Consider the following 20,546-nt stretch of genomic DNA (forward strand, 5'->3'; position numbering starts at 1 on the left):
CGGGCTACTCGTCACGGCGTCAATGAGGTGAGCTTGAAGTACGCTCCCGTCGGGTCGGTTGCCCCGGCGAGACGACCGAACGGGGTGTCTTCAGCGTCTTCGACGATGGTTCCGCCCAACAGGGCGATCCTCGCCAGGGTCGCGTCGACATCCGCTGAACCGAAGTACACCTGCCAGCTTGACGGCATTCCTTCTGGCAGAAAGCCGCGGGCATCCATGATCCCGGCCAACTGATCTGGTCCGGAGACCTGAACCGTGTATCGAAACTCGTCGGTGTCACCGGTGATCTCGGTTTGCCAGCCGAAGACATGCTGATAGAACGGCACGACGACCGGGTAGTCGCGGGTGTGAAGTTCATGCCAGAACGGTGTTCCCGCCGTGCCGTGGGCGGCGAAGCCGGGGTGATCTTTGGCTTCCCACACCCCGACGGATGCGCCACCCGGGTCGACGATCATCGCCATCGTGCCCATCGACACCACCTCCATCGGCGGCAGCAGGATGGTTGCGGATGCCGACTCTGCGGCGGAGACCGTGGCATGGATATCGGAGCTTGACAGGTAGGTAGACCACTCGTCGGGATACCCGGATTCTGCTTCGTTCTTCATCAGCCCCGCGACGATGTCGTCGCCGTGAAAGAGGCTGATATATCCGCCGTATTCCGCACCGCCCTGCTCGGCTCGCCATCCGAAGATGTCGCTGTAGAACGCAATGGCACGGTCGGGATCGGAACTCAGCAGATCGATCCAACAGGGTGCACCGAGCGGGGCGGCGTATCGAGTGGCCATGGGGTCTCCTTTGACGTTTCAGCGAGCGGGTTGGGGCGGGTCGGGTAAGTCGGTGGATGGTGTCGTGTGCGCAGCGAGCGTAGCGCCCGGTGCCGTTCTCCTCTACCGGGGTTAGGCTTTCGAGAGAGAAGCGAGAAGGTGATGTTCAGCGACCGGAGGGAAGCCGGACGTCGACTCGCAACGCGGCTGGCGGCGCTGCACCTCGACGATCCGATTGTGCTTGCGTTGCCGCGCGGCGGTGTTCCTGTCGCCCTCGAAGTGGCGCGTGCGCTGGAGGCACCGTTCGACCTGCTCATCGTCAGAAAGATCGGTGCTCCTGGGTTTCCGGAGGTGGCCCTCGGCGCGGTGGCGGATGCTGCGGATTTGCCCGGCGGTATGACCAGCGACGGCGAGGCCCTCGACGGCGCTGGCCGCGATGGCGCCGATGCGCCGACCGTCGTGAACCTCGATGTCTTTCGGTCAACGGGAAGCGACGCGAGGGGACTCGACGCAGCGCGCACACGGGAACTCGCTGAGATCGACCGGCGTCGACGGCGCTACCGCGGTGACCGCCCCGCACTTCCTGTGCGCGGGCGGGTCGTCATCGTGGTCGATGACGGTGTGGCCACCGGGGCCACGGCGAAGGCGGCGGTGGCGCTGCTGCGTCGTGAGGGGGCGGCTGAGATCGTGCTCGCTGTCCCGGTGGCGCCCGCCGATCAGGTCGCTGAGATGGGGGAGGTGGCCGACCGTTTCGTCGTCGTGAAGGCGCCGCGCGTCTTCTGGGCGATCGGCGAGTTCTACTCAGACTTTCACCAGTTGAGCGATGAGGAGACGCTGGCGTTGCTCGCTGAAGCCTGGGGAGATGGCGCTGAACACCCTCTCGGTGATCGCGCCCATCCCGGTGATTGAGGAGCGCCCACCCCGTTGATCGAGGAGCGGCCGACGGAGGAGGCCGCGTCTATGAGGTCTATGTCCTTCGCGTTGATCGAGGAGCGCGCGAGCTTGCGAGCACGCGTCTCGAGATCTCGTGAGCCAATCCTTGAACTCGGGTTGCGTTCAAACAGTGGCTCGCGAGGCCTCGAGATGGCCTCTGACCCCGCCACACTCGACCCCCGTCCTCCACCGACACCCCCTGGCGAAGTTATCCACAACCCCCGGTCAACAAGCCTTTCTAGCGGGTCGAGTGTCAGTGGTCCCTGGCAGACTTTCACGTATGAACCCGATGTTAGAACGCCTCGGCGAACAGCTCGACAGGGTCGCCGCCTCACACCGTCGAGAGGCGATGGATGCCGCTGAAACCGCTCTCGAGATCGACCGCACCCGGGTGCTCAGCGAAGACCTGACCACCCTCCCGGTGACCGAATCGGTCCTGCGGCAGCGCTGGGCGAACCGGCGCGTGCTCGTCTCCGAACTGGCCGCCATCCTCGTGCTGCCGGAGCGCACGATCGAAACGAAGATCGAGGTCAGTAAAGCCCTCATCCACGCCCTGCCCGATACCTTCGCCGCGTTGCGGGCTGGGGAGATCAGCTATCGGCACGCCGCCGCCCTGGCCGATCAGACCTTCGGGCTCAGCGCGGAGAACAAAGCGGAGTTAGAGAAAGCTGTGCTGCCCGGTGCCGGCGACTTGATCGTGTCGAAGTTCACCCAGAAGGCCCGCACAGCCCGGGAGCGCCTCGACCCGGAATCGATCACCGTACGGCATCAGAAAAGCGTCGCCGATCGGGCGGTATTCCTCGACCCGGCCGCAGACGGGATGGCGTATCTCAGCGTGTTCCTGCCCGTGACGCAAGCGACGGCGATCTGCAACCGGCTGACGAACACGGCGATGGGACTGCAACGCGCGGACGAACCACGCACCCTCACCCAGTTGAAGGCCGATGTGCTCGTCGACCTGATCCTCGACGGCGCAAGTGGCGATGCGGGGAGTGCCGGCGGCGAGAAGGGCGGGGCGAAGCGCAGAAAGCGCGGCATCAAAGCGGATGTCGTGATCCTGGTCCCCGCACTGACGCTCCTCGGTCGCAGCGACGAACCGGCGGTGCTCGAAGGCTACGGGCCGATCGACCTCGACACTGCAACCGAGCTCGCCGGAACCTCGTCCGGCTGGCTACGGGTGCTCACCGACCCAGAAACCGGGGCGTGGCTCTCCGTCGGCCGCAAACGATACAGACCACCACCCGATCTCCGCCTGGTGCTCAGGCTGAGGGACGCAACTTGCCGCTCCCCGGGCTGCAGTCGACCGGCCGCCGAATGCGATATCGATCACACGATCCCGTTCTGGGAGAACGGCCACCGCGGCGAGACGAAATTGACCAACCTCGCGAGTCTGTGCGGCAAAAACCATCGCGATAAACATGAAATCGGCTGGACCTACATCCAAGACGACACCGGCACCATCCACTGGACCTCACCCACCGGGCGCCCCTACACCACTGAACCCGAACACCGGATCCGACCGGTCACCCTCCCCGACACCGACACCGCCATCCCGCCGTTCTAGCTCCGCTTGAGACCGTCGGTGGTTCACTCAGCGAGGTAAAGGCCGCAGGTGGTATCGAGGGCTACTGCGGGGGTGCCGATCGTGTCGCCCGTGGGGAGGCAGGAGTCTTCGATGTCATGGTGGAGCCCACCGGGGTGTCGGCCACCTGCCGTGTCGGTGGTCCGGGAGAGAATTGCAGTGTGTATCGCGTTGTGAGTCAATCGGGCAGCGGGGGAGTCCTCGTGCAGAGCGTCGAACCCACCCCCGATGGCGCGGTCGCTCCATCGACCCCACCGCTCACGCTGACGGAGGCGGAGTTTCACGAGTACGTGCTGAGCGAAGAACCCACGGCCCCACGCTGGGTCTGGGACGACACGGCACGCTGGTATCCCCGATTGCTGCGTGCCGGCATCCGTGTGCAGCGTGCGCACGACCTGCGCCTCTGCCACACCATTCTGCGTAACTCGGAGCTGACCGCGAGCAGCAGCTTGGCTCGGGCCGCCCCCACGAAATGGGATGGCGCGTCGACGATCCCCGGAGACGCGGCACTGGCACCGGCGACACTGTTCGATTTCTTCGCCGCAGAGGCCGACTCCGACGACTCAGATTCGGAGTCCGCCGCCGAAGGCCCCCTCGCCGAGTTTGCCCGCCAGATCGAGGCCGTCGCATCGTCGGCCGAACCGGCGGGCTTGCGCCTTCTCCTGGCCGCAGAGTCAGTGGGCGCCCTCATCGCAGCCGAAATGCAGTTCGCCGGACTGCCGTGGCGCACCGACATCCACGATCGTCTGCTCACCGCCGAGCTCGGACCGCGCGTGCCCTACGGCAGCCGGCCGAGCAGATTGGAGCATTTGGCCGGGCAGATTCGCACGGCACTCGACGATCCGCTGCTGAACCCCGATTCGCCCCAAGATGTGTTGAAGGCGCTGCAGCGGGCCGGGCTTCGCGTGGTGTCGACACGGGCCTGGGAGCTGCAGGAGCTTACGCACCCGGTGATCGCTCCGCTGCTTGAGTATAAGAAGCGATCGCGCCTGCTGACCGCGAACGGCTGGTACTGGATGGACGCCTGGATCGTCGACGGTAGGTTCCGCCCCGACTACGTTCCCGGTGGAGTCGTGACGGGCCGGTGGGCGGCCAAAGGTGGCGGTGCCCTCCAACTGCCGAAACAGGTGCGCGGGGCGGTCGTCGCCGATGACGGCTGGACCTTCGTGGTGGCAGATGCCGCCCAGCTTGAGCCGCGCATCCTCGCCGCACTGTCACTCGACATGGCCATGGCCGATGCAGGGCGTGGCACCGACCTCTACGCGGGCATCGTCGCGCGTGGTGTCGTCGAAACGCGTGATCAAGCCAAAGTTGCGATGCTCGGCGCCATGTACGGGGCGACATCCGGTGAGAGCGGCCGACTGTTGCCGAGTTTGGCCAGGGCCTATCCACGTGCGCTCGCCTTGACCGAAGCAGCAGCGCGCGCCGGAGAACGCGGCGACATCGTGACCACACGCCTCGGTCGGTCTTCCCCGCGCCCTGGCGAACGCTGGCTCGCCACCCAAGCGCAGGCGTACGACCCCGGCGCCTCGGCGACCGACGAGCGGCGGGCGCGCACAGAGGCTCGCGATTGGGGGCGTTTCACCCGCAACTTCATCGTGCAGGGCAGCGCAGCAGAATGGGCGCTGTGCTGGATGGCCGAGATTCGCAAGGCGTTGCTCGCGCTCGGCGACCGGCATCCGCGGCCGGAGTCAGCGGGCGCGGCCGCTGGTCAGTTCGGGGCCGCGCCACACCTCGTCTTCTTCTTGCACGATGAGGTGATCGTTCACGCACCGGCCGAACGTGCCGAGGAGGTTGTCGCCATCATTCACGAAGCGGCTACCCGGGCCGGGCAGCTCTTGTTCGGCGCGTTTCCCGTTGATTTCCCGCTCACTGTGGCCGTCGTCGACAGCTACGCAGACGCGAAATAGCACATCGGGCGATTGATCAGCCCGCGCTGTCTTCTGGCGAGTCAGAATGCGAGCCGTCGCGGCGTGACCTGTCAGGTGCGTGAGTCGGCCGGCGGCCGCGACGCGGGCGCTCGTCACTCAACTCGCGTTCGAATGTGGCGGGCGGAGCCGCGCCGATCGCGGTTGCCGCTTCATCAAGCCAGGCCAGAGCGGCCGTGGCGACGGCCGTTTCTGCCGCGGCAACCAGCAGGTGTTGGCCGCTCTCGGCCGGTCCAGTCGATGCTGGTCCGCGCTCGGCCGGCCGCTGCCGGGCGGCATCCCACACTGTGCGATAGGCGGCGATGATCTCCAGCGAATCGATCTGCGGCAATGACGAGGCAATCAGCACCCGGTCGAGAAACTCTGACCATTCCTCTCCTGGCACGCTCGACGTGTCATGCAACCAGGTGAGGGCTTCGACGCGACCGAGCGCGGTCAGTCGATACAGCGGCAAGCCGTCGTCGGTCAGCCCCGCAGCGTCAACAGCACCCTGGGTGACCAGGCGGTCGAGAGTGGCATAGATCTGACCCACGTTGACCGTGCGCCGTGCTCCGGTGCGCGAGCGAAGTTCCGTGTGAAGCTGAAAGCCGTAGGCGGGGCCGAGCGTCAAGATCGCAAGCAGACCGCTTCGAACTGACATCGGGCCTCCTGATCACCTGAGCGCTGAATATATACCGAATATACATAATCGCCGATGTGCTGAGCGAACGTTGCAGAACTGAGGTCGACACGCTGGCAAATTTCCACGGTTGTGAACTCCGGAAGCGGTAGGGCATAATCAGCTGACGGCCTCACAGCCGCATAATTTCATAGCATTGCCGAATCAAATCTCGTTTCGAGGTCGTTGGGGAAGACGCACCTCACCAGAACGGAGAAATTGATGGCGGCAGTACACACCCGGCAGGTACCCACTGCTCGGGGAGTTATTTATGTTCATTCGGCACCGCGAGCCTTGTGCCCGCACGTCGAATGGGCGGTAGGTCGAGCGCTCGGCGAGGCAGCGAATTTTGCCTGGTCGGAGCAGCCGGTGCTGAAAGGCGCTCAACGTGCCGAGTATTACTGGGAGGGCGCACCCGGCACCGGGGCATCCCTCGCGTCAGCCCTGCGCGGCTGGGAGCATCTCAGGTACGAAGTGACCGAGGATCCCGGTCCCGGAGCCGATGGAGGGCGTTGGCTGCACACTCCCGACCTGGGGATCTTCTTCGCCCAGACCGACGCGGTGGGCAACATCGTGATCCCAGAAGATCGCTTGCGCAGTGCGCTCGAGTTGGCCGGCACGAACGTGCGTGAGCTGCATCGAGAGCTGCGTTTGGTGCTCGGCCAGGCGTGGGACGACGAGCTCGAGCCGTTCAGGCATGCCAGTGACATGAACTCAATCGTCTGGCTGCACAACGTGGGCTGACATCGAATGGGCTGGCATCGAGCAGCCCGCCCCTGAACTTGCGGTTCAGGATGCGTGGCGTCACACGCGCAGGTCGGTGGCAGTATCCCGGTCGCGCACAGACGAAACGCCCTGGACCGCATCGAAAGAAGAATGACCCCGCCGGTGTTTTCCGGCGGGGTCATTCTCTGTCGTGCGGGGTCGAGCTAGACGCTGCGGAACGCGACGACGGCGTTGTGGCCGCCGAAACCGAAGGAGTTGCTGATTGCCAGCAGGTCTCCGGCCGGCAGTGCACGCGGCGAGGTGACGACATCCAGCGGAATTGCCGGGTCCTGCTCGGTGAGGTTGATGGTCGGCGGGGCGATGCGTTCGTGCAAGGCCTTGACGGTGAAGAGCGCCTCGATCGCACCGGCGCCACCGAGAAGGTGCCCGGTCGACGCCTTCGTGGCCGACACGGGAATGCCGTCGAGCAGGTCTCCGAAGACGCGACGCAGCGCGTTGTACTCGGCGATGTCACCGACGGGGGTGCTTGTCGCGTGGGCGTTGATGTGGGCGACATCCGCCAGGCTTGCGCCGGCGTTCTGGATGGTCTCGATCATGGCACGAGCGGCAGCGGAACCCTCCGGATCAGGCGCGGTGATGTGGTACGCGTCGCTGGTTACCGAACCGCCCAGCAGTTCGGCGTAGATGCGGGCGCCACGAGCCAGAGCGTGCTCCTCGGTCTCAATGACGAGTGCAGCTGCACCCTCACCGAGCACGAAGCCGTCACGGGTCAGGTCGTACGGACGCGAGGCGGTGGCCGGGTCGTCGTTGCGCTTCGAGAGCGCCTGCATGGCGGCGAACGAGGCGATCGGAAGGGGGTGGATCGCCGCTTCGGAGCCACCGGCGATGATCACATCGGCCAGGCCACGCTGCAGACGGTCATACGCGTTGACAAGAGCTTCGGTGCTGGAGGCGCAGGCGGAGACGACGGTACGGATGCCGGCACGTGCGTGCAGGTCCATGCCGATTGCTGCTCCGGGACCGTTCGGCATGAGCATCGGAACCGTCATCGGCAGCACGCGGCGGGGGCCGCGTTCGCGCAGCGTGTCCCAGGCGTCGAGCAGGGTCCACACTCCGCCGATGCCGGTCGACCAGTCAACGGCGAGACGTTCGGGGTCGACCTCTGGCGAGCCGGCATCCGCCCAGGCTTCACGCCCGGCGATCAACGCAAACTGGCTGGACGGGTCAAGACGCTTGGTTTCATGGCGTTCGAGCACCGAGGTGGGGGAGACCTTGGCCTGAGCGGCGAAGGTGACAGGGAGCTGCGTTTCAGCAACCCACGGGTAGTCGAGGGTGCTCGCGCCTGAGGCGCCGGCGAGCAGGGCGGACCAGCTCTCGGCGGCCGTGCCGCCGAGCGGGGAGGTCGCACCGATGCCGGTGATAACGATCTTTTTGGTCATAACGGTCAACTCTCCAAGGAACGGGAAAACACGAAGGGGCAGGCCCCAGGGAGAGCAGGCCGGCCGGTTGCCCGACCGGCCCACTCTCGATGCGAGGTCTTAGTCCTGTGCCTTGACGATGAACTCGACGGCGTCGCCGACGGTCTTGAGGTTCTTGACCTCTTCGTCGGGGATCTTCACATCGAACTTCTCTTCTGCGTTGACGACGATGGTCATCATTGAGATGGAGTCGATGTCGAGGTCGTCGGTGAACGACTTACCCAGCTCAACCGAGTCGGTTGCAATGCCGGTCTCGTCGTTGATGAGCTCGGCCAGGCCGGCAAGAACTTCTTCGGTGGACAATGCCATTTTTTTCTCCTTGGGGGGTGTCTCGTTTGACCGAGACCTAGTTTAGGGGGACGGGGGAGGCCTTAGGGCAGAACGACAACCTGCGCGCCGAAGACAAGACCGGCTCCGAAGCCGATCTGCAGGGCGAGACCGCCGCTGAGTTCGGGGTTTTCTTCGAGCAGACGGTGGGTTGCCAACGGGATCGAGGCGGCAGAGGTGTTGCCGGTGGTCGCGATGTCGCGGGCGATCACGACGGATGCCGGCAGCTTCAGCTGCTTGGCGAACTCATCGATGATGCGCATGTTCGCCTGGTGCGGAATGAATGCGGCCAGGTCGTCACTGGTGATGCCGGCGGCGTCGAGGGCCTGCTTGGCCACCTTCGCCATGTCCCAGACGGCCCACCGGAAGACCGTCTGGCCCTCCTGGCGCAGCGTGGGCCACTCGGATTCGCCCAGACGGAACTCCGTGAGCGTGTGGTTCATTGCCACAGCGCCGGCTTTCGAACCGTCGGATCCCCAGATGGTGCTGGAGATGCCGGGAAATTCGCTCGGGCCGATGACAACGGCGCCGGCGCCGTCGCCGAGCAGGAAGGAGATGCTGCGGTCAGTCGGGTCGACGACATCCGAGAGCTTCTCCGCGCCGATGACGAGCGCGTAGTGGGCGGCACCGGAACGAATCAGCGCGTCGGCCTGGGCCACTGCGTAGGCGTAGCCGGCGCAGGCGGCGTTCATGTCGTACGCGGCGGCCGGGTTGGCCCCGACGGAGTCGGCGACGACGGCCGCGATCGACGGAGTCTGCTGGATGTTGCTGATCGTGGCCACGATCACGAGGTCGATCAGTGCGGGAGCGATGCCGGAGCGCTCGATCGCCTCGCGCGCGGCATCCGTCGCCAGATCGACGGCATTGATGTCGCGGCTCGCCCGGGTGCGCGTGATGATGCCGGTGCGCTGCTGGATCCATTCGTCTGACGAGTCGATCGGTCCGACCAGGTCGTCGTTCGGCACGATCAGGTCGCCGCGGGCGGCGCCGACGGAGAGGATGCGGGTGAACTCAGGGCCGTGCGACTGCTTGAGGAGGGGCTTCGTCATAGGTTTCTCTTGGTCGAGGTCAAAGGCTGGGGAGCCGGGAGGCGGGGATCATTGATCAGACGAGCTGATCGATCAGCTCCCAGGCGGCGGGCAGGTCATCCGGGGTGCGGATGGCCACGCTGGGAACGCCCTTCAGTGCGCGTTTCGCGAGTCCGACAAGGGCGCCGGCGGGGGCAACCTCGATGATTCCGGTCACGCCGGCCTCCGAAAAGGCCGTCATGCACAGGTCCCACCGTACCGGCGACGACACCTGGCCGACGAGAAGCTCGACGAACCGCGCGCCACTCGTTACTCGGCTGCCGTCGTTGTTGGTCCAGATCGGAAGGGTGGGATCGTTCGTCTGCAATCCGGTCGCCACCTCGGCGAGGCGTTCAACCGCCGGCTTCATATACCGCGTGTGGAATGCACCGGCGACCTGGAGCGGAATGACCCGGGCACGCGTGGGCGGGTTCTCTGCCAGCGCGGCGAGGGCATCGGGTGCACCGGCGACGACGATCTGGCCGCCGCCGTTGAAGTTGGCCGGCTCCAGGCCGAGCTCGTCGAGACGGGTGAGAAGCTCGGCTTCATCGCCGCCGAGTACCGCGCTCATCCCGGTGGGCGTCAGGGCAGCCGCGGCGGCCATCGCCGCACCGCGCTCACGCACGAAGCGCACTGCTTCAGCGTCGCTGAGGATGCCGGCGCCCGCTGCAGCGGTGAGCTCACCGACTGAATGGCCGGCGATACCGGCGATGCGCTCCCGACGGCCGTCGGCGAGCAGCGCCTTGAGAGTGAGCAGGCCGGCCGCCACGATCAAGGGCTGTGCGATCGCCGTGTCACGGATGGTGTCGGCGTCGCTGGTCGTGCCATGGGCAACCAGATCGAGTCCAACCGCATCGGAGATGGCGCGCAGGTCTGCGGCGAAATCGGGGCGCTCCAGCCAGGGGGCGAGGAAACCGGGGGTTTGCGAGCCCTGTCCAGGGCAAACGACGACAATCACCTGTCTAGTCTTGCAACCTCATGGCTCGAGGGTGTGTCGAGACTCCACCAAGAATTGCCTGATCCCTTGTTGGATCTGTCAGACGATCGATGATCGAGCGTCCCGGTGATCGAGCCTGTCGAGATCCTCCGTCGCCGAGCTTGACACTTCCGGTCGACCTTCCCCGGTGTGCCGGGGTATCTCGACCGCAACTGTCAAAGTCGGCGGGTATGGGCAGGCGAGAGGAGGTGAGAGGAGGTGAGAGGAGGTGAGAGGAGGTGCGGGAAAAGCGTGGGAAAGAAGCTAGCGCCTGCGCGTCGACCCGTCGTGATCGGCGATCGAGCCGAGAATCAGCGCCGACTGCAGAATGAGCGCCTCCCTGGCACCCGTCGCGTCGTAGCCGATCACCTCGGAGACCCGCTTCAAGCGATAACGCACGGTATTCGGGTGCACGAACAGCTCTCGGGCGGTGGCCTCAAGCGAGCGACCGTTGTCGAGGTAGCACCAGAGCGTCGTCAGCAGCTCGGTCGAGTGGGCCTGCAGCGGCCGATAGATGCGGTGAATCAGCGTGGCACGGGCGAGCGGGTCGCCGGCCAATGCGCGCTCGGGCAGCAGATCGTCGGCTTGCACCGGCCGAGGGGCATTGCGCCAGGAGCGGGCGACGGCGAAACCGGCCAGCGCTGCTTTGGCGCTCTTCGACGCGTCGACGAGGTTCGGCACCTCATGTCCGAGCACGAGATGCCCTGGCCCGAAGTTCGGCTCCAAGGCGATCGCGATTTCCATGAAGGTCAATGCGGCGGCGGTGCCGATCGCATCGTCGGTGTCGACCGGGGTCGGATGCGCGCGGCCGATGACCAGAACCAGCCGGTTGCCCTGCACACCGATCAGCACATCGGCAGACATGTGACGGGCTGCGCGACGCAGCTGGTCGACATCGAGCATTTTCGGGGTGGTGCCGACGAGCACACAGGCTTCGCCGTGACCGTGCCAGCCCAGAGCCGCGATCCGGCTCGGCAGTTCATCGTCATATTCCCCGGAGAGAATGGAGTCGACGACGAGGGCTTCGAGGCGGGCGTCCCAGAGGCCGCGGGCCTCTGCGGCGCGAGCGTAGACATCCGCCGAGGCGAATGCGATCTCACGCGAGTAGAGCAGAATCGCTTCCCTGAGAAGCTCGCCGCCCTCTTTCACGCGCTCCTCGACGACCTCGACGGTCACACGAATGAGCTGAAGGGTCTGCTGCAGGCTGATCGACCGCAGCAGTTCACGCGGGGCGGCGCCGAAGACGTCGGCAGCAATCCAGGGTGTCGACGACGGATCGTCGAACCAGGAGATGAACGAGGTGATCCCCGCTTGCGCGACAAGGCCGACGGCGGACCGCCGCCCTGGTGGCATTTCGCCATACCAGGGCAGCGTGTCCTCGAGTCGCTTGAGTGTCGCTGTCGACAGCTCACCTGAAATCGTTCGAAGCCAGGCGAGCGTCTGCTCTTTCGTCTTGGGCGCCGGTGCCACGGTGTGAGTTAGCTCTCGCCCCCGGCAGAGCCGGTGGTTCCAGCGTTCACGTCGTGCAACTGGTACTTCTCGATTGCTGCGGCGACCACACTGCGGTCGACCTTGCCCTGACGGGCCAGCAGCTGGAGGGTGCGCACGACCATCGACGGGCTGTCGATCTTGAAGTAGCGACGGGCTGCTGCGCGGGTGTCAGAGAAACCGAAGTCATCGGCACCCAGTGTTGCGAAGTCACCGGGAATGAACTGACGAATCTGGTCGGGCACTGCGTGCATGAAGTCGGAGACCGCAACGAACGGGCCTTCGGCGCCGGCGAGCTTCTCGGTGACATAGGCGGTGCGCTCGTCTGCCTCTGGGTAGAGGAAGTTGTGCTCCTCAGCCGCCAGGCCGTCGCGACGCAGTTCGGTCCACGAGGTGACCGACCAGACATCGGCCGATACTCCCCAGTCGTCGGCGAGCAGACGCTGAGCTTCAAGCGCCCACGGCACCGAAACGCCGGATGCCATCAGCTGGGCCTTCGGGCCGGCAACGGTTGACTGGTTCAACCGGTAGATTCCGCGCAGAATGCCATCGACATCCGCGTTCTCCGGCTCGGCCGGCTGCACCAGGGGCTCGTTGTAGAGCGTGATGTAGTACATCACGTTCGGGTCGGAGTGGGTGCCGCCGTACATGCGGTCGAGACCGGCGCGCATGATGTGGCCGATTTCGTAGCCGTAGGCCGGGTCGTAGGAGACCATGGCCGGGTTCGTCGACGCGAGCAGGTGCGAGTGGCCGTCAGCGTGCTGCAGGCCTTCACCGGTGAGGGTGGTGCGACCGGCGGTGGCGCCCATGATGAATCCGCGAGCCATCTGGTCGCCGGCAGCCCACATGGCGTCGCCGGTGCGCTGGAATCCGAACATCGAGTAGAAAACGTAGATCGGAATGAGCACTTCACCCTGGGTGGAGTACGAGGTTCCGACGTTGGTGAACGCGGCCATCGCGCCGGCTTCGTTGATGCCGACGTGAAGGATCTGGCCCTGCGGGCTCTCCTTGTACGACAGCAGCAGCTCGCGGTCGACCGACGTGTAGTGCTGGCCGTTCGGGTTGTAGATCTTGGCGTTCGGGAAGAACGCGTCGATGCCGAAGGTGCGGGCCTCGTCGGGAATGATCGGAACGATGCGGTTGCCGAATTCCTTCGAACGCAGCAGGTCTTTCAGCAAGCGCACGAACGCCATGGTGGTGGCGATCTCCTGCGTGCCTGAACCCTTCTTCGCAATCGCGTAGGTCGAGTCGTCCGGCAGGTTCACCTGGGTGTACTTGGTGCGGCGTTCCGGCAGGTATCCGCCGAGTGCGCGACGGCGCTCGTGCATGTACTCGATCGCCGGGTCAGATGCGCCGGGGTTGTAGTACGGCGGCAGGTACGGGTTTTCCTCAAGCTGTGCGTCGGTGATCGGCACGTGCATGCTGTCACGGAAGGTCTTGAGGTTCTCCAGCGTCATCTTCTTCATCTGGTGGGTCGCGTTGCGGCCCTCGAAGCTCGGTCCGAGGCCGTAGCCCTTGACGGTCTTCGCCAGAATGACGGTCGGCTGGCCCTTGTGCTCTGACGCAGCCTTGAACGCGGCGTAGACCTTGCGGAAGTCGTGGCCACCGCGCTTGAGGTTCCAGATCTCGTCGTCGGTGTAGCCTTCGACGAGCTTGAGCGCACGCGGGTCGCGACCGAAGAAGTTCTCGCGGATGTAGGCGCCGCTCTCGGCCTTGTAGGTCTGGTAGTCGCCATCCGGGGTGACGTTCATCAGGTTGAGCAGGGCGCCATCGGTGTCGCGGGTGAGCAGGTCATCCCATTCGCGGCCCCAGACAACCTTGATGACGTTCCAGCCGGCACCGCGGAAGAAGCTCTCGAGCTCCTGCACGATCTTGCCATTACCGCGCACAGGGCCGTCGAGGCGCTGCAGGTTGCAGTTGATGATGAAGTTGAGGTTGTCGAGGCCTTCGTTGGCGGCAACCTGAAGCTGGCCACGGCTTTCGACCTCGTCCATCTCACCGTCGCCGAGAAAAGCCCAGACCTGCTGGTCGCTGGCATCCTTGATGCCACGGTTCGTCAGGTACTTGTTGGCCTGCGCCTGGTAGATCGCGTTGATCGGGCCCAGGCCCATCGACACGGTCGGGAACTGCCAGAATTCGGGCATCAGACGCGGGTGCGGGTAGGACGAGAGTCCACCGCCGGCGTGCGACTTCTCCTGGCGGAAACCGTCGAGCTGGTTGGCGCTCAGGCGTCCTTCGAGAAAAGCGCGGGCGTAGGTGCCGGGGGAGGCGTGGCCCTGGATGAAGACCTGGTCTCCGCCGCCGGGGTGGTTCTGGCCGCGGAAGAAGTGGTTGAAACCGACTTCGTAGAGTGCGGCAGAGGATGCATAGGTGGCGATGTGGCCACCGACGGCGATCCCGGGGCGCTGGGCGCGGTGAACGAGCATCGCTGCGTTCCAACGAATCCAGGCGCGGTAGCGGCGCTCCACATCCTCGTCGCCGGGGAACGCTGGTTCGTTCTCTGCGGCGATGGTGTTGATGTAGTCAGTGGTCGGCACCATGGGCACGCCCAGGTGAAGTTCCTTGGATCGCTTGAGCAGGCTGAGCATGATCTCTCGACCTCGCTCATGTCCGTGTTCAGCGACGAGCGCATCCAGCGATTCCGACCATTCGGCCGTTTCTTCTGGATCTGCGTCGGTGTTGTCCATCGAGTACGGGTCCTGGTCGTTGACAGTCACACTCGACCTCTCTGTGTTGGGCAGGTCGTGCCTGGGTTTCGTGCCGCATATCTGGGTGGGTCGGATCACGACCATCGGCACCACCCGCCAGCCTAGTGATTCTTGTTGTGCTCCGCGTACGCGCCGCAGCATCCGCGGTGCTCCCAGCAAGCATTCTTGGTTCCCGCAGTCGCCGGGACTAGGCTGTGCAGCTTGGCTTGCCACGGGATGACCGTGGCGCGGAAAGGAATTGCGCCATGGCACTGGAGAACGACACGCAAGCACCCGACTTCGAGCTGATCAATCAGTTCGGACAGTCAGTGCAACTCAGCCAGTTTCGGGGTGAGAAGTCGGTCGCACTGGTCTTCTTCCCGCTGGCATTTTCGGGAATCTGCAGTGGCGAGCTGTGCGAACTGCGTGACAATTTGTCGCTCTTTGCGGACAGCGGCGTTGAACTGATCGGTATTTCGGTGGACTCCCGGCACACCCTGCGTGCCTGGGGAGAGCAGGAAGGCTACGACTTCAGCCTGCTCGCCGACTTCTGGCCGCACGGCGGCGTGGCGAAGGAATACGGTGTGTTCCTCGATGAGAAGGGGTTCGCGAACCGCGCGACATTCCTGATCGACCCGAGCGGCATCATCCGTGCCAGCTTCATCACGGCGCCCGGTGAAGCGCGGTCGCTTGCGGCCTATCGGGCTGCGCTCGAAGAGTTGCAGCCAACGCCTGTCATCTAGCAGCGCGAGTCATCGCGGGTAAGCGGATGTCGGCGTCGGCGTGAGAGCGCCGGCTCGTTCTGCCGCGAGGAGCGTGTGGAGATCGTCGAGCATCTCGGTCTGACGATTGGCGATAGTGATCAGTCGGGCAATATCGGCTTTGGCTTCGAGGTTCGTGTCGTAGTCGTGCTGGGCGAGTGCTGCGGCGATTCCGTCTTGCCGTTTCGCGGCGATCAGCAAGATTGCTCCCTGCAGTCCGGCCAGCATGCTCAAGAACAGGTTGAGCAGAATGAATGGGTAGGGATCCCATTCGCTGTCGCGGGGGAGCAGCATGTTGATGACCGCCCACACGATCATGACTCCGATGAAGCCGCCGACGAATGGCCAGCTGCCCATGCCGTTGCGCATGATATCGGCGGCTCGGGCTCCGCGAGTCAGCGATTGCTTGTGTTTGGTGTGCCAGGTGAGCGCGTTGGTGGTCATGCGTCATGGTAAAGCACGCCGGAGTTGCAGCTGCGACGCGCGCGAGCTGCAACCCCGATTCTGATCGGGCCAGGCGGATTGGCTAGGATATACACGACCTGATTCGCCGCGTGAGTGGTTGATTGTCAGGGCCTTTAGCTCAGCTGGTAGAGCGCCACGTTTACACCGTGGATGTCATCGGTTCGATCCCGGTAGGGCCCACAGCAAGAGAAGGATAGCCAGAGGCGCATTTCGTCTCTGGCTTTTCCTGTCTACGGAGGCGATTTGAGCGCTGGTGTGACCGCGTGAGCGCAGCGGCCAGCTGAACGAAGGCCGGGTCAGTATTTCTGACCCGGCCTGCTGTGTTCTTCGCTGCTGCTCGACGTGCGGCGGGCTAGCCGAGTTCGATCGCTGTGCCGTCTGAGAACATGTTGTCGCTGACCAACAGTTTCGACGGCTTCACCCCGGCGGGCAGATCGAAAAGGATCGGCGCCTGTACTGCGTTTCCCGGGTTGATGGCCGCAATCCAGGCTTGTGCGTCACCTCCGGCGTAGAGGGTCGCGCTGGCGTCTGCGTCGTAGGATTTTCCGTCCGCATCTTCGAGCGTGACGTAGTTGACGATGAACGTTTGCGAATCGTTTCCGACGTTCTTGACCGCGAGGTCGATCTGAAAGAACGAACCCTGCGCAGTCTGAGACAGCGGAGCCGTACCGACGGTTGTGCCGGCGTCGGCCGCGGCGAGCGCCGTGAACTCAAACGCGCCGACCGTGACCGGAACGTTCAAACCGGGCGTCTGCGGCTTTTCTTCGGCGGAACTGCCGGCAGCGGAGCCGCCCGATGCGACATCGGCGCTGCAGCCGGTGAGCGCGACGGTGAGGGCGATGGCCGCTCCGGCGGCAATGAGGGTTGAACGACGGACGATGGAACGTGAAAACACGGATGCCTCCTGGTGGGTGCGGACTGCGGCCGATCGGCCTCATCAAGAACACCATCGGTACCCAAGCGCAACCACCTCGTTTCGGCTCGAGCAGACCGACCGAAAGGAGGGGAAATCGTCGCCAGGGTCCGCACGAAAGTCGGTCGGAACGAGGGAGCCCCGCCCCCTACGATCAAGACATGACCGCCGCGCCACCCATTCCGAACGGCGGCTGGGCGGCATCGACCGGCTCAGCCGCTCCCGCCGCGCCGCGGTCCCGTGTTCGTCGTGCCTGGGCGATGGTCGGGTCGATCGCTCTCGTCGTGCTGTCGTCCCTCCTGGTCATCGTGGCGGGAACGACCCATCTGGTCGCAGGCAGCACACCGTCGACCACCCTGCAGGTACTTGTCGCGATCGGGATACTTTCGATGCTCGCCGTGTCGGTATTGCTGATCTGGCGGCATCGCTTCTCGACACTCGTGTACGTGCTCGCGACCGGACTCACGATGATTGTGCCGACTACTCCGCTCCCGGCCCTGCTCGCCCTCGCAGCGCTGACCGCTGTCCGGCGCGGACGAATGCGCTGGGCGCTGGTTGCGGCGTCCTCTGCGGCGACCGTCGTCGCGTGCTTCTGGGATCTCACTGCCTACTCGTCATTCCTCGCCGTCTTTGTTGGCGCACCGGCGGAGGGAACCCCGGCCAGGCTGGCTTTGTTCTGGGTGGTTCCTTTCTTGGCTGCGCTCCTGGTTGCTCCATTCGCCGCGTTCGGGTTCTCGCGGCAGCTGCGAGTCGAGCGCGACAGCGCACGGTGGGGGAACACGACCGCCGCACGCAACATTGCGGCGTTGCACCAGGAGGTGTCCATGGAGCGCGAACGTCAGGAGATCGCCCGTGAGATTCACGACACACTGGCTGCTCGACTGAGCTCGGTGTCTTTGCATGCCGGAGCTCTGGAGCTGCAGGTCGGCGACTCAGACGCGCGGGCGACCGCGGCAGCTCAAGCGGTGAGGGAATCGGCGCAACACTCGTTGGATGACCTCCGCAATCTCGTGCGGGTTCTTCGCAACCCGGCACTGAATTCGGGCACGACCACGGGGTTGGTCGACATCGGTGCGCTCGTCGACGCAGCTCTGCGCGAGGGCACCGACGTTCGCGCCCAGATGTTCGTCGGGGACCCGTCATCGTGTGACCACGAGGTGGCACATGCCTGCTACCGAATTGTGCAGGAAGCAATCTCGAACGTGCGTCGACACGCTCCGGGAGCTTCCCTGTTCGTCGACCTTCGCGGCGGTCCGGAAACCGGTCTGACACTCCGTACGGTCAATTGGCTCGTCCCCGACGCACGTCCGACATCGACGGGAGGCGGCAACGGGATACCAGGGATGAGCGAGCGGGCGGCCCTGATGGGCGGGTCATTCGAGGCCGGAGAAACGGCGGAGGGAACCTTCGCGGTGGTCGTCTGGCTGCCCTGGCACCGTCGCTAGACTGGCGCGGTGCCTACGCCGGATCAGGAAAGCAACCCCATTCGCATCCTCGTCGTCGACGATGACGCCCTGGCTGCTGCCGGTATCACCGCGTTGCTGAGCACTGCCGATGATCTCTCCGTCGTCGGCCACTGCCTCGACGGCATTCAGGTTGCCCACGCGATCCGCAGCCTCGCACCAGATGTCATGCTCTGTGACGTGCGGATGCCGGGCATGGGTGGAGTAGATGTCGTGCGCTCTCTGCATGGGCAGGCCGGTGCGCCTCGCATTCTGATGATGACGGCATTCGACGAAGACGGTCAGGTGCTGGACGCCGTCGCCGCAGGGGCGGTCGGTTTTCTGCTCAAAGATGAGGACCCGCACCGGATCATCGAAGCGGTCAGAGACGTCGCGGCAGGCGACGCAGGCTACTCGCCCCGCGCCGCGCGACAACTGACCCAGTGGGTGCAGGACTCACCCACCGCAGACGCCCGTCGAGATGCGCTCGAGAAGCTCGGTCTGCTCACCGACCGGGAACACGATTTCGCCCTCGCGCTCGTCACCGGCGCGAGCGACGCCGAACTCGCCGCCCAGTTCTTCGTGGCAGAGACCACTGTGAAGTCAGCCCTCTCCGCGATCAAGACGAAGTGGGGCATCCGCAACCGCACCCAGCTCGCAGTGGTCGTCGCGCGTTCGGGGCTCGCTTGACGCCCTGATCGGGTCTTCGCGTCATCCGCTCGCAGTCTTCACTCACCGAACCAGCCGGGGTTATGCGCGTAAACGATGACCAGAAAGACGACCAGATCGAAGAGCAGGTGCACGGTCACCACATAGCTGAGTGAGCGGGTCATCCGAAATATCGCGCCCTGCACCAGCGCGAACGGGAGCGTGAGTAGCGGCCCCCAGCTCTGGTAGCCGAGTTCCCAGAGGAACGAGACGAAGATCGTGGCCTGCAACAGATTCGCGAGCCAGACCGGAAAGTGTCGGCAGAGCAAGGTGAAGACCGTGCAGATGAAGAACAACTCATCCCATATGCCAACGGCGTTCACCCCGAGGAACAGGCGCGCAATGGCGTCTGGCTCGTGCACGGCCGGCCAGTTCTGATACGAACCGGAGCCAATGAAGTAGAGCGGCAACAACACGACGGCGGCCACGACCACGACCACGATGTACCACCACTGCGCTCGCGTCCAGGGCCAGCTCCCTCGCCAGGGAAACCGGATGACGACCTCCCGATAGATGAAGCGCTGGATCAGGAACGGAGCGGCAACCGCCGCGGAGAGCACAATCCCGAACAGCACCATGTTGGGGTAGTCGATGTTGGCCTCGAGCGAGATCGTGCTGATGATTCCCAGGCCTATGGCGATGAGAAGCAAGTCGCGAAACAACGGCCGATCAATAAACCAGGCGAGCAGAACCCCGAACATCAACACCGCGTAGCCCGCCACGCCAGCGCTCACTCCGAAGAGCAGAACAGCCGAAGCCGAAACGAGGGCAGCGGGTAGCACCCTCCAGCCGAGGGCCGTTGGGGTCGCGGTGAGGCTGGAAGCGTGCACGGATTCAGCATTCCACAGTGCACCGGCTGGCCGCTGGTTATGCCGTGAGTGGTGGGGGAGTCCTGAGCGACGAAGGCGTCTTGAGGTGGCGCTGCACGCGGCACGCGGTGAGCGCCGACCGATGCTGCGAAGATGGGGGGATGCCATCGTCTCAGACCCAGCCAGAGCCCGCGGTGCCCCGTGAGGGGCTGCGGGCCAGAAAGCGCCGCGCGACGGAGAATGCGATTGAGCTCGCCGGAGTCGAGCTCGCACTCGAGCATGGTCTCGCTGCGGTGACGATCGCAGAAATCTGCGAACGGGCACAGATCTCCCGAAGTACGTTCTTCAACTACATGCCCTCTCGCGAGGCCGCGATCATGGGTCGTCCGGTTGACGTGTTGCCCCACGAGATCGGTTTCGCGCTGCTCGACAGCGCGGCAGGGGATGTGCCGCTCGGGTTGCTCCGCGTCGTGGTCGCCTCGATCGGGCATAGCGGGGTCAATGCACCAGTGGCGGCTGCTCGCCGGCGCCTCGCGGCTGAGCAGCCGGAGGCCGCCAAGTTGCAGCAAGCCACGCTCGCGGATCTTCGGAGGGCACTGATCGCCTTGACGCTCGACTGGTTGAACGCCCGCCCGACACAACGCATGTTGCAGGGGTCGGTGCAGCGGGAGGTTTTGCTCTTGGTCGGAATTGCGGGCATCGTCGCCGAAGTGCTGCTCGATGAGTGGTCCCAGGCCGACGGAGAGACGCAGATCTCCGAGGAGAGCCTGCACGCGACGGTGTCGGATCTGGCTGCGTTGCTTCGCCGCACGGCGTAATGCTGCCGTCAGCGCG

19 protein-coding genes and 1 tRNA gene are annotated in these 20,546 nt (G+C 64.9%); 9 read left to right on the plus strand and 11 right to left on the minus strand.

The annotated features are described in order from the left end of the window. Window positions 1-11 precede the first annotated feature (11 nt). Window positions 12-785, minus strand: coding sequence for a VOC family protein (locus tag ABD791_RS03105; RefSeq protein WP_345062185.1), 774 nt, complete (start codon window positions 783-785; stop codon window positions 12-14). Between the two features lie 141 nt (window positions 786-926). Between ABD791_RS03105 and ABD791_RS03110 the strand changes: the two genes are divergently transcribed. The 3 genes from ABD791_RS03110 to ABD791_RS03120 all read left to right on the plus strand — a co-directional run bounded on the left by ABD791_RS03110 (window position 927) and on the right by ABD791_RS03120 (window position 5,189). Further along, the gene (locus ABD791_RS03110; RefSeq protein ID WP_345064460.1) at window positions 927-1,673 is read left to right on the plus strand and encodes a phosphoribosyltransferase; all 747 of its coding nucleotides are present in this window, start codon (window positions 927-929) and stop codon (window positions 1,671-1,673) included. Between the two features lie 304 nt (window positions 1,674-1,977). Further along, complete coding sequence (locus ABD791_RS03115) at window positions 1,978-3,261, plus strand: HNH endonuclease signature motif containing protein (protein ID WP_345062187.1); 1,284 nt, start codon at window positions 1,978-1,980, stop codon at window positions 3,259-3,261. A 179-nt stretch (window positions 3,262-3,440) separates the two neighbouring features. Next, a complete protein-coding gene (locus ABD791_RS03120) occupies window positions 3,441-5,189 on the plus strand; it encodes a bifunctional 3'-5' exonuclease/DNA polymerase (protein WP_345062189.1) in 1,749 nt (582 codons plus the stop codon). 16 nt (window positions 5,190-5,205) lie between these two features. Here the strand turns inward: ABD791_RS03120 and ABD791_RS03125 are convergent, their stop codons facing one another. Then, entirely contained in the window at window positions 5,206-5,847 is a 642-nt protein-coding gene (locus ABD791_RS03125) for a PadR family transcriptional regulator (RefSeq protein ID WP_345062191.1), read from the minus strand. A gap of 240 nt (window positions 5,848-6,087) precedes the next feature. Between ABD791_RS03125 and ABD791_RS03130 the strand changes: the two genes are divergently transcribed. Next, the gene (locus tag ABD791_RS03130) at window positions 6,088-6,609 is read left to right on the plus strand and encodes a DUF3145 domain-containing protein (protein WP_345062193.1); all 522 of its coding nucleotides are present in this window, start codon (window positions 6,088-6,090) and stop codon (window positions 6,607-6,609) included. A gap of 185 nt (window positions 6,610-6,794) precedes the next feature. On the opposite strand, the gene ABD791_RS03135 is transcribed toward ABD791_RS03130, so the two are convergent. The 6 genes from ABD791_RS03135 to aceE form a co-directional block, all read right to left on the minus strand. Continuing rightward, window positions 6,795-8,030, minus strand: coding sequence for a beta-ketoacyl-[acyl-carrier-protein] synthase family protein (locus ABD791_RS03135; RefSeq protein WP_345062195.1), 1,236 nt, complete (start codon window positions 8,028-8,030; stop codon window positions 6,795-6,797). Between the two features lie 99 nt (window positions 8,031-8,129). Beyond that, the gene (locus ABD791_RS03140) at window positions 8,130-8,378 is read right to left on the minus strand and encodes an acyl carrier protein (protein WP_179577782.1); all 249 of its coding nucleotides are present in this window, start codon (window positions 8,376-8,378) and stop codon (window positions 8,130-8,132) included. A 62-nt stretch (window positions 8,379-8,440) separates the two neighbouring features. Further along, the gene (locus ABD791_RS03145; protein WP_345062198.1) at window positions 8,441-9,445 is read right to left on the minus strand and encodes a beta-ketoacyl-ACP synthase III; all 1,005 of its coding nucleotides are present in this window, start codon (window positions 9,443-9,445) and stop codon (window positions 8,441-8,443) included. A gap of 55 nt (window positions 9,446-9,500) precedes the next feature. Further along, window positions 9,501-10,421 carry an ACP S-malonyltransferase gene (locus ABD791_RS03150; RefSeq protein WP_345062200.1) on the minus strand — a complete coding sequence of 307 codons (921 nt, stop codon included), beginning with the start codon at window positions 10,419-10,421 and terminating at the stop codon, window positions 9,501-9,503. A gap of 282 nt (window positions 10,422-10,703) precedes the next feature. Beyond that, window positions 10,704-11,909, minus strand: a complete 1,206-nt coding sequence (locus ABD791_RS03155) for a PucR family transcriptional regulator (RefSeq protein ID WP_345062202.1) — start codon at window positions 11,907-11,909, stop codon at window positions 10,704-10,706. Window positions 11,910-11,917: 8 nt separating this feature from the next. Beyond that, window positions 11,918-14,644: a pyruvate dehydrogenase (acetyl-transferring), homodimeric type gene (aceE, locus tag ABD791_RS03160; protein WP_345062204.1), complete on the minus strand. Its 2,727-nt coding sequence runs from the start codon at window positions 14,642-14,644 to the stop codon at window positions 11,918-11,920. A gap of 236 nt (window positions 14,645-14,880) precedes the next feature. Between aceE and ABD791_RS03165 the strand changes: the two genes are divergently transcribed. Beyond that, a complete protein-coding gene (locus tag ABD791_RS03165) occupies window positions 14,881-15,357 on the plus strand; it encodes a peroxiredoxin (RefSeq protein WP_345062206.1) in 477 nt (158 codons plus the stop codon). Window positions 15,358-15,366: 9 nt separating this feature from the next. Here ABD791_RS03165 and ABD791_RS03170 read toward each other — a convergent pair whose 3' ends face one another. Continuing rightward, the gene (locus ABD791_RS03170) at window positions 15,367-15,819 is read right to left on the minus strand and encodes a DUF1003 domain-containing protein (RefSeq protein ID WP_345062208.1); all 453 of its coding nucleotides are present in this window, start codon (window positions 15,817-15,819) and stop codon (window positions 15,367-15,369) included. A 128-nt stretch (window positions 15,820-15,947) separates the two neighbouring features. Here ABD791_RS03170 and ABD791_RS03175 point away from each other — a divergent pair. Further along, window positions 15,948-16,020, plus strand: a tRNA-Val gene (locus ABD791_RS03175). A gap of 172 nt (window positions 16,021-16,192) precedes the next feature. Here ABD791_RS03175 and ABD791_RS03180 read toward each other — a convergent pair. Further along, window positions 16,193-16,735 (minus strand): DUF4352 domain-containing protein, encoded by a 543-nt coding sequence (locus tag ABD791_RS03180; RefSeq protein ID WP_345062210.1) that lies wholly within the window; start codon window positions 16,733-16,735, stop codon window positions 16,193-16,195. A 179-nt stretch (window positions 16,736-16,914) separates the two neighbouring features. On the opposite strand from ABD791_RS03180, the gene ABD791_RS03185 reads away from it, so the two are divergent. Beyond that, window positions 16,915-18,198 carry a sensor histidine kinase gene (locus ABD791_RS03185; RefSeq protein ID WP_345062212.1) on the plus strand — a complete coding sequence of 428 codons (1,284 nt, stop codon included), beginning with the start codon at window positions 16,915-16,917 and terminating at the stop codon, window positions 18,196-18,198. A gap of 9 nt (window positions 18,199-18,207) precedes the next feature. Further along, on the plus strand, window positions 18,208-18,885 hold the full coding sequence (locus tag ABD791_RS03190) for a response regulator transcription factor (RefSeq protein WP_345062214.1): 678 nt from the start codon (window positions 18,208-18,210) through the stop codon (window positions 18,883-18,885). A gap of 38 nt (window positions 18,886-18,923) precedes the next feature. On the opposite strand, the gene ABD791_RS03195 is transcribed toward ABD791_RS03190, so the two are convergent. Beyond that, a complete protein-coding gene (locus tag ABD791_RS03195; RefSeq protein ID WP_345062216.1) occupies window positions 18,924-19,733 on the minus strand; it encodes a CPBP family glutamic-type intramembrane protease in 810 nt (269 codons plus the stop codon). A gap of 140 nt (window positions 19,734-19,873) precedes the next feature. On the opposite strand from ABD791_RS03195, the gene ABD791_RS03200 reads away from it, so the two are divergent. Further along, window positions 19,874-20,530: a TetR/AcrR family transcriptional regulator gene (locus ABD791_RS03200; RefSeq protein ID WP_345062218.1), complete on the plus strand. Its 657-nt coding sequence runs from the start codon at window positions 19,874-19,876 to the stop codon at window positions 20,528-20,530. Window positions 20,531-20,546: the final 16 nt, after the last annotated feature.

Origin of the sequence: Glaciibacter kafniensis (genome assembly GCF_039538945.1) — a bacterium.
In the GTDB taxonomy this organism is placed as follows: domain Bacteria; phylum Actinomycetota; class Actinomycetes; order Actinomycetales; family Microbacteriaceae; genus Cryobacterium; species Cryobacterium kafniensis.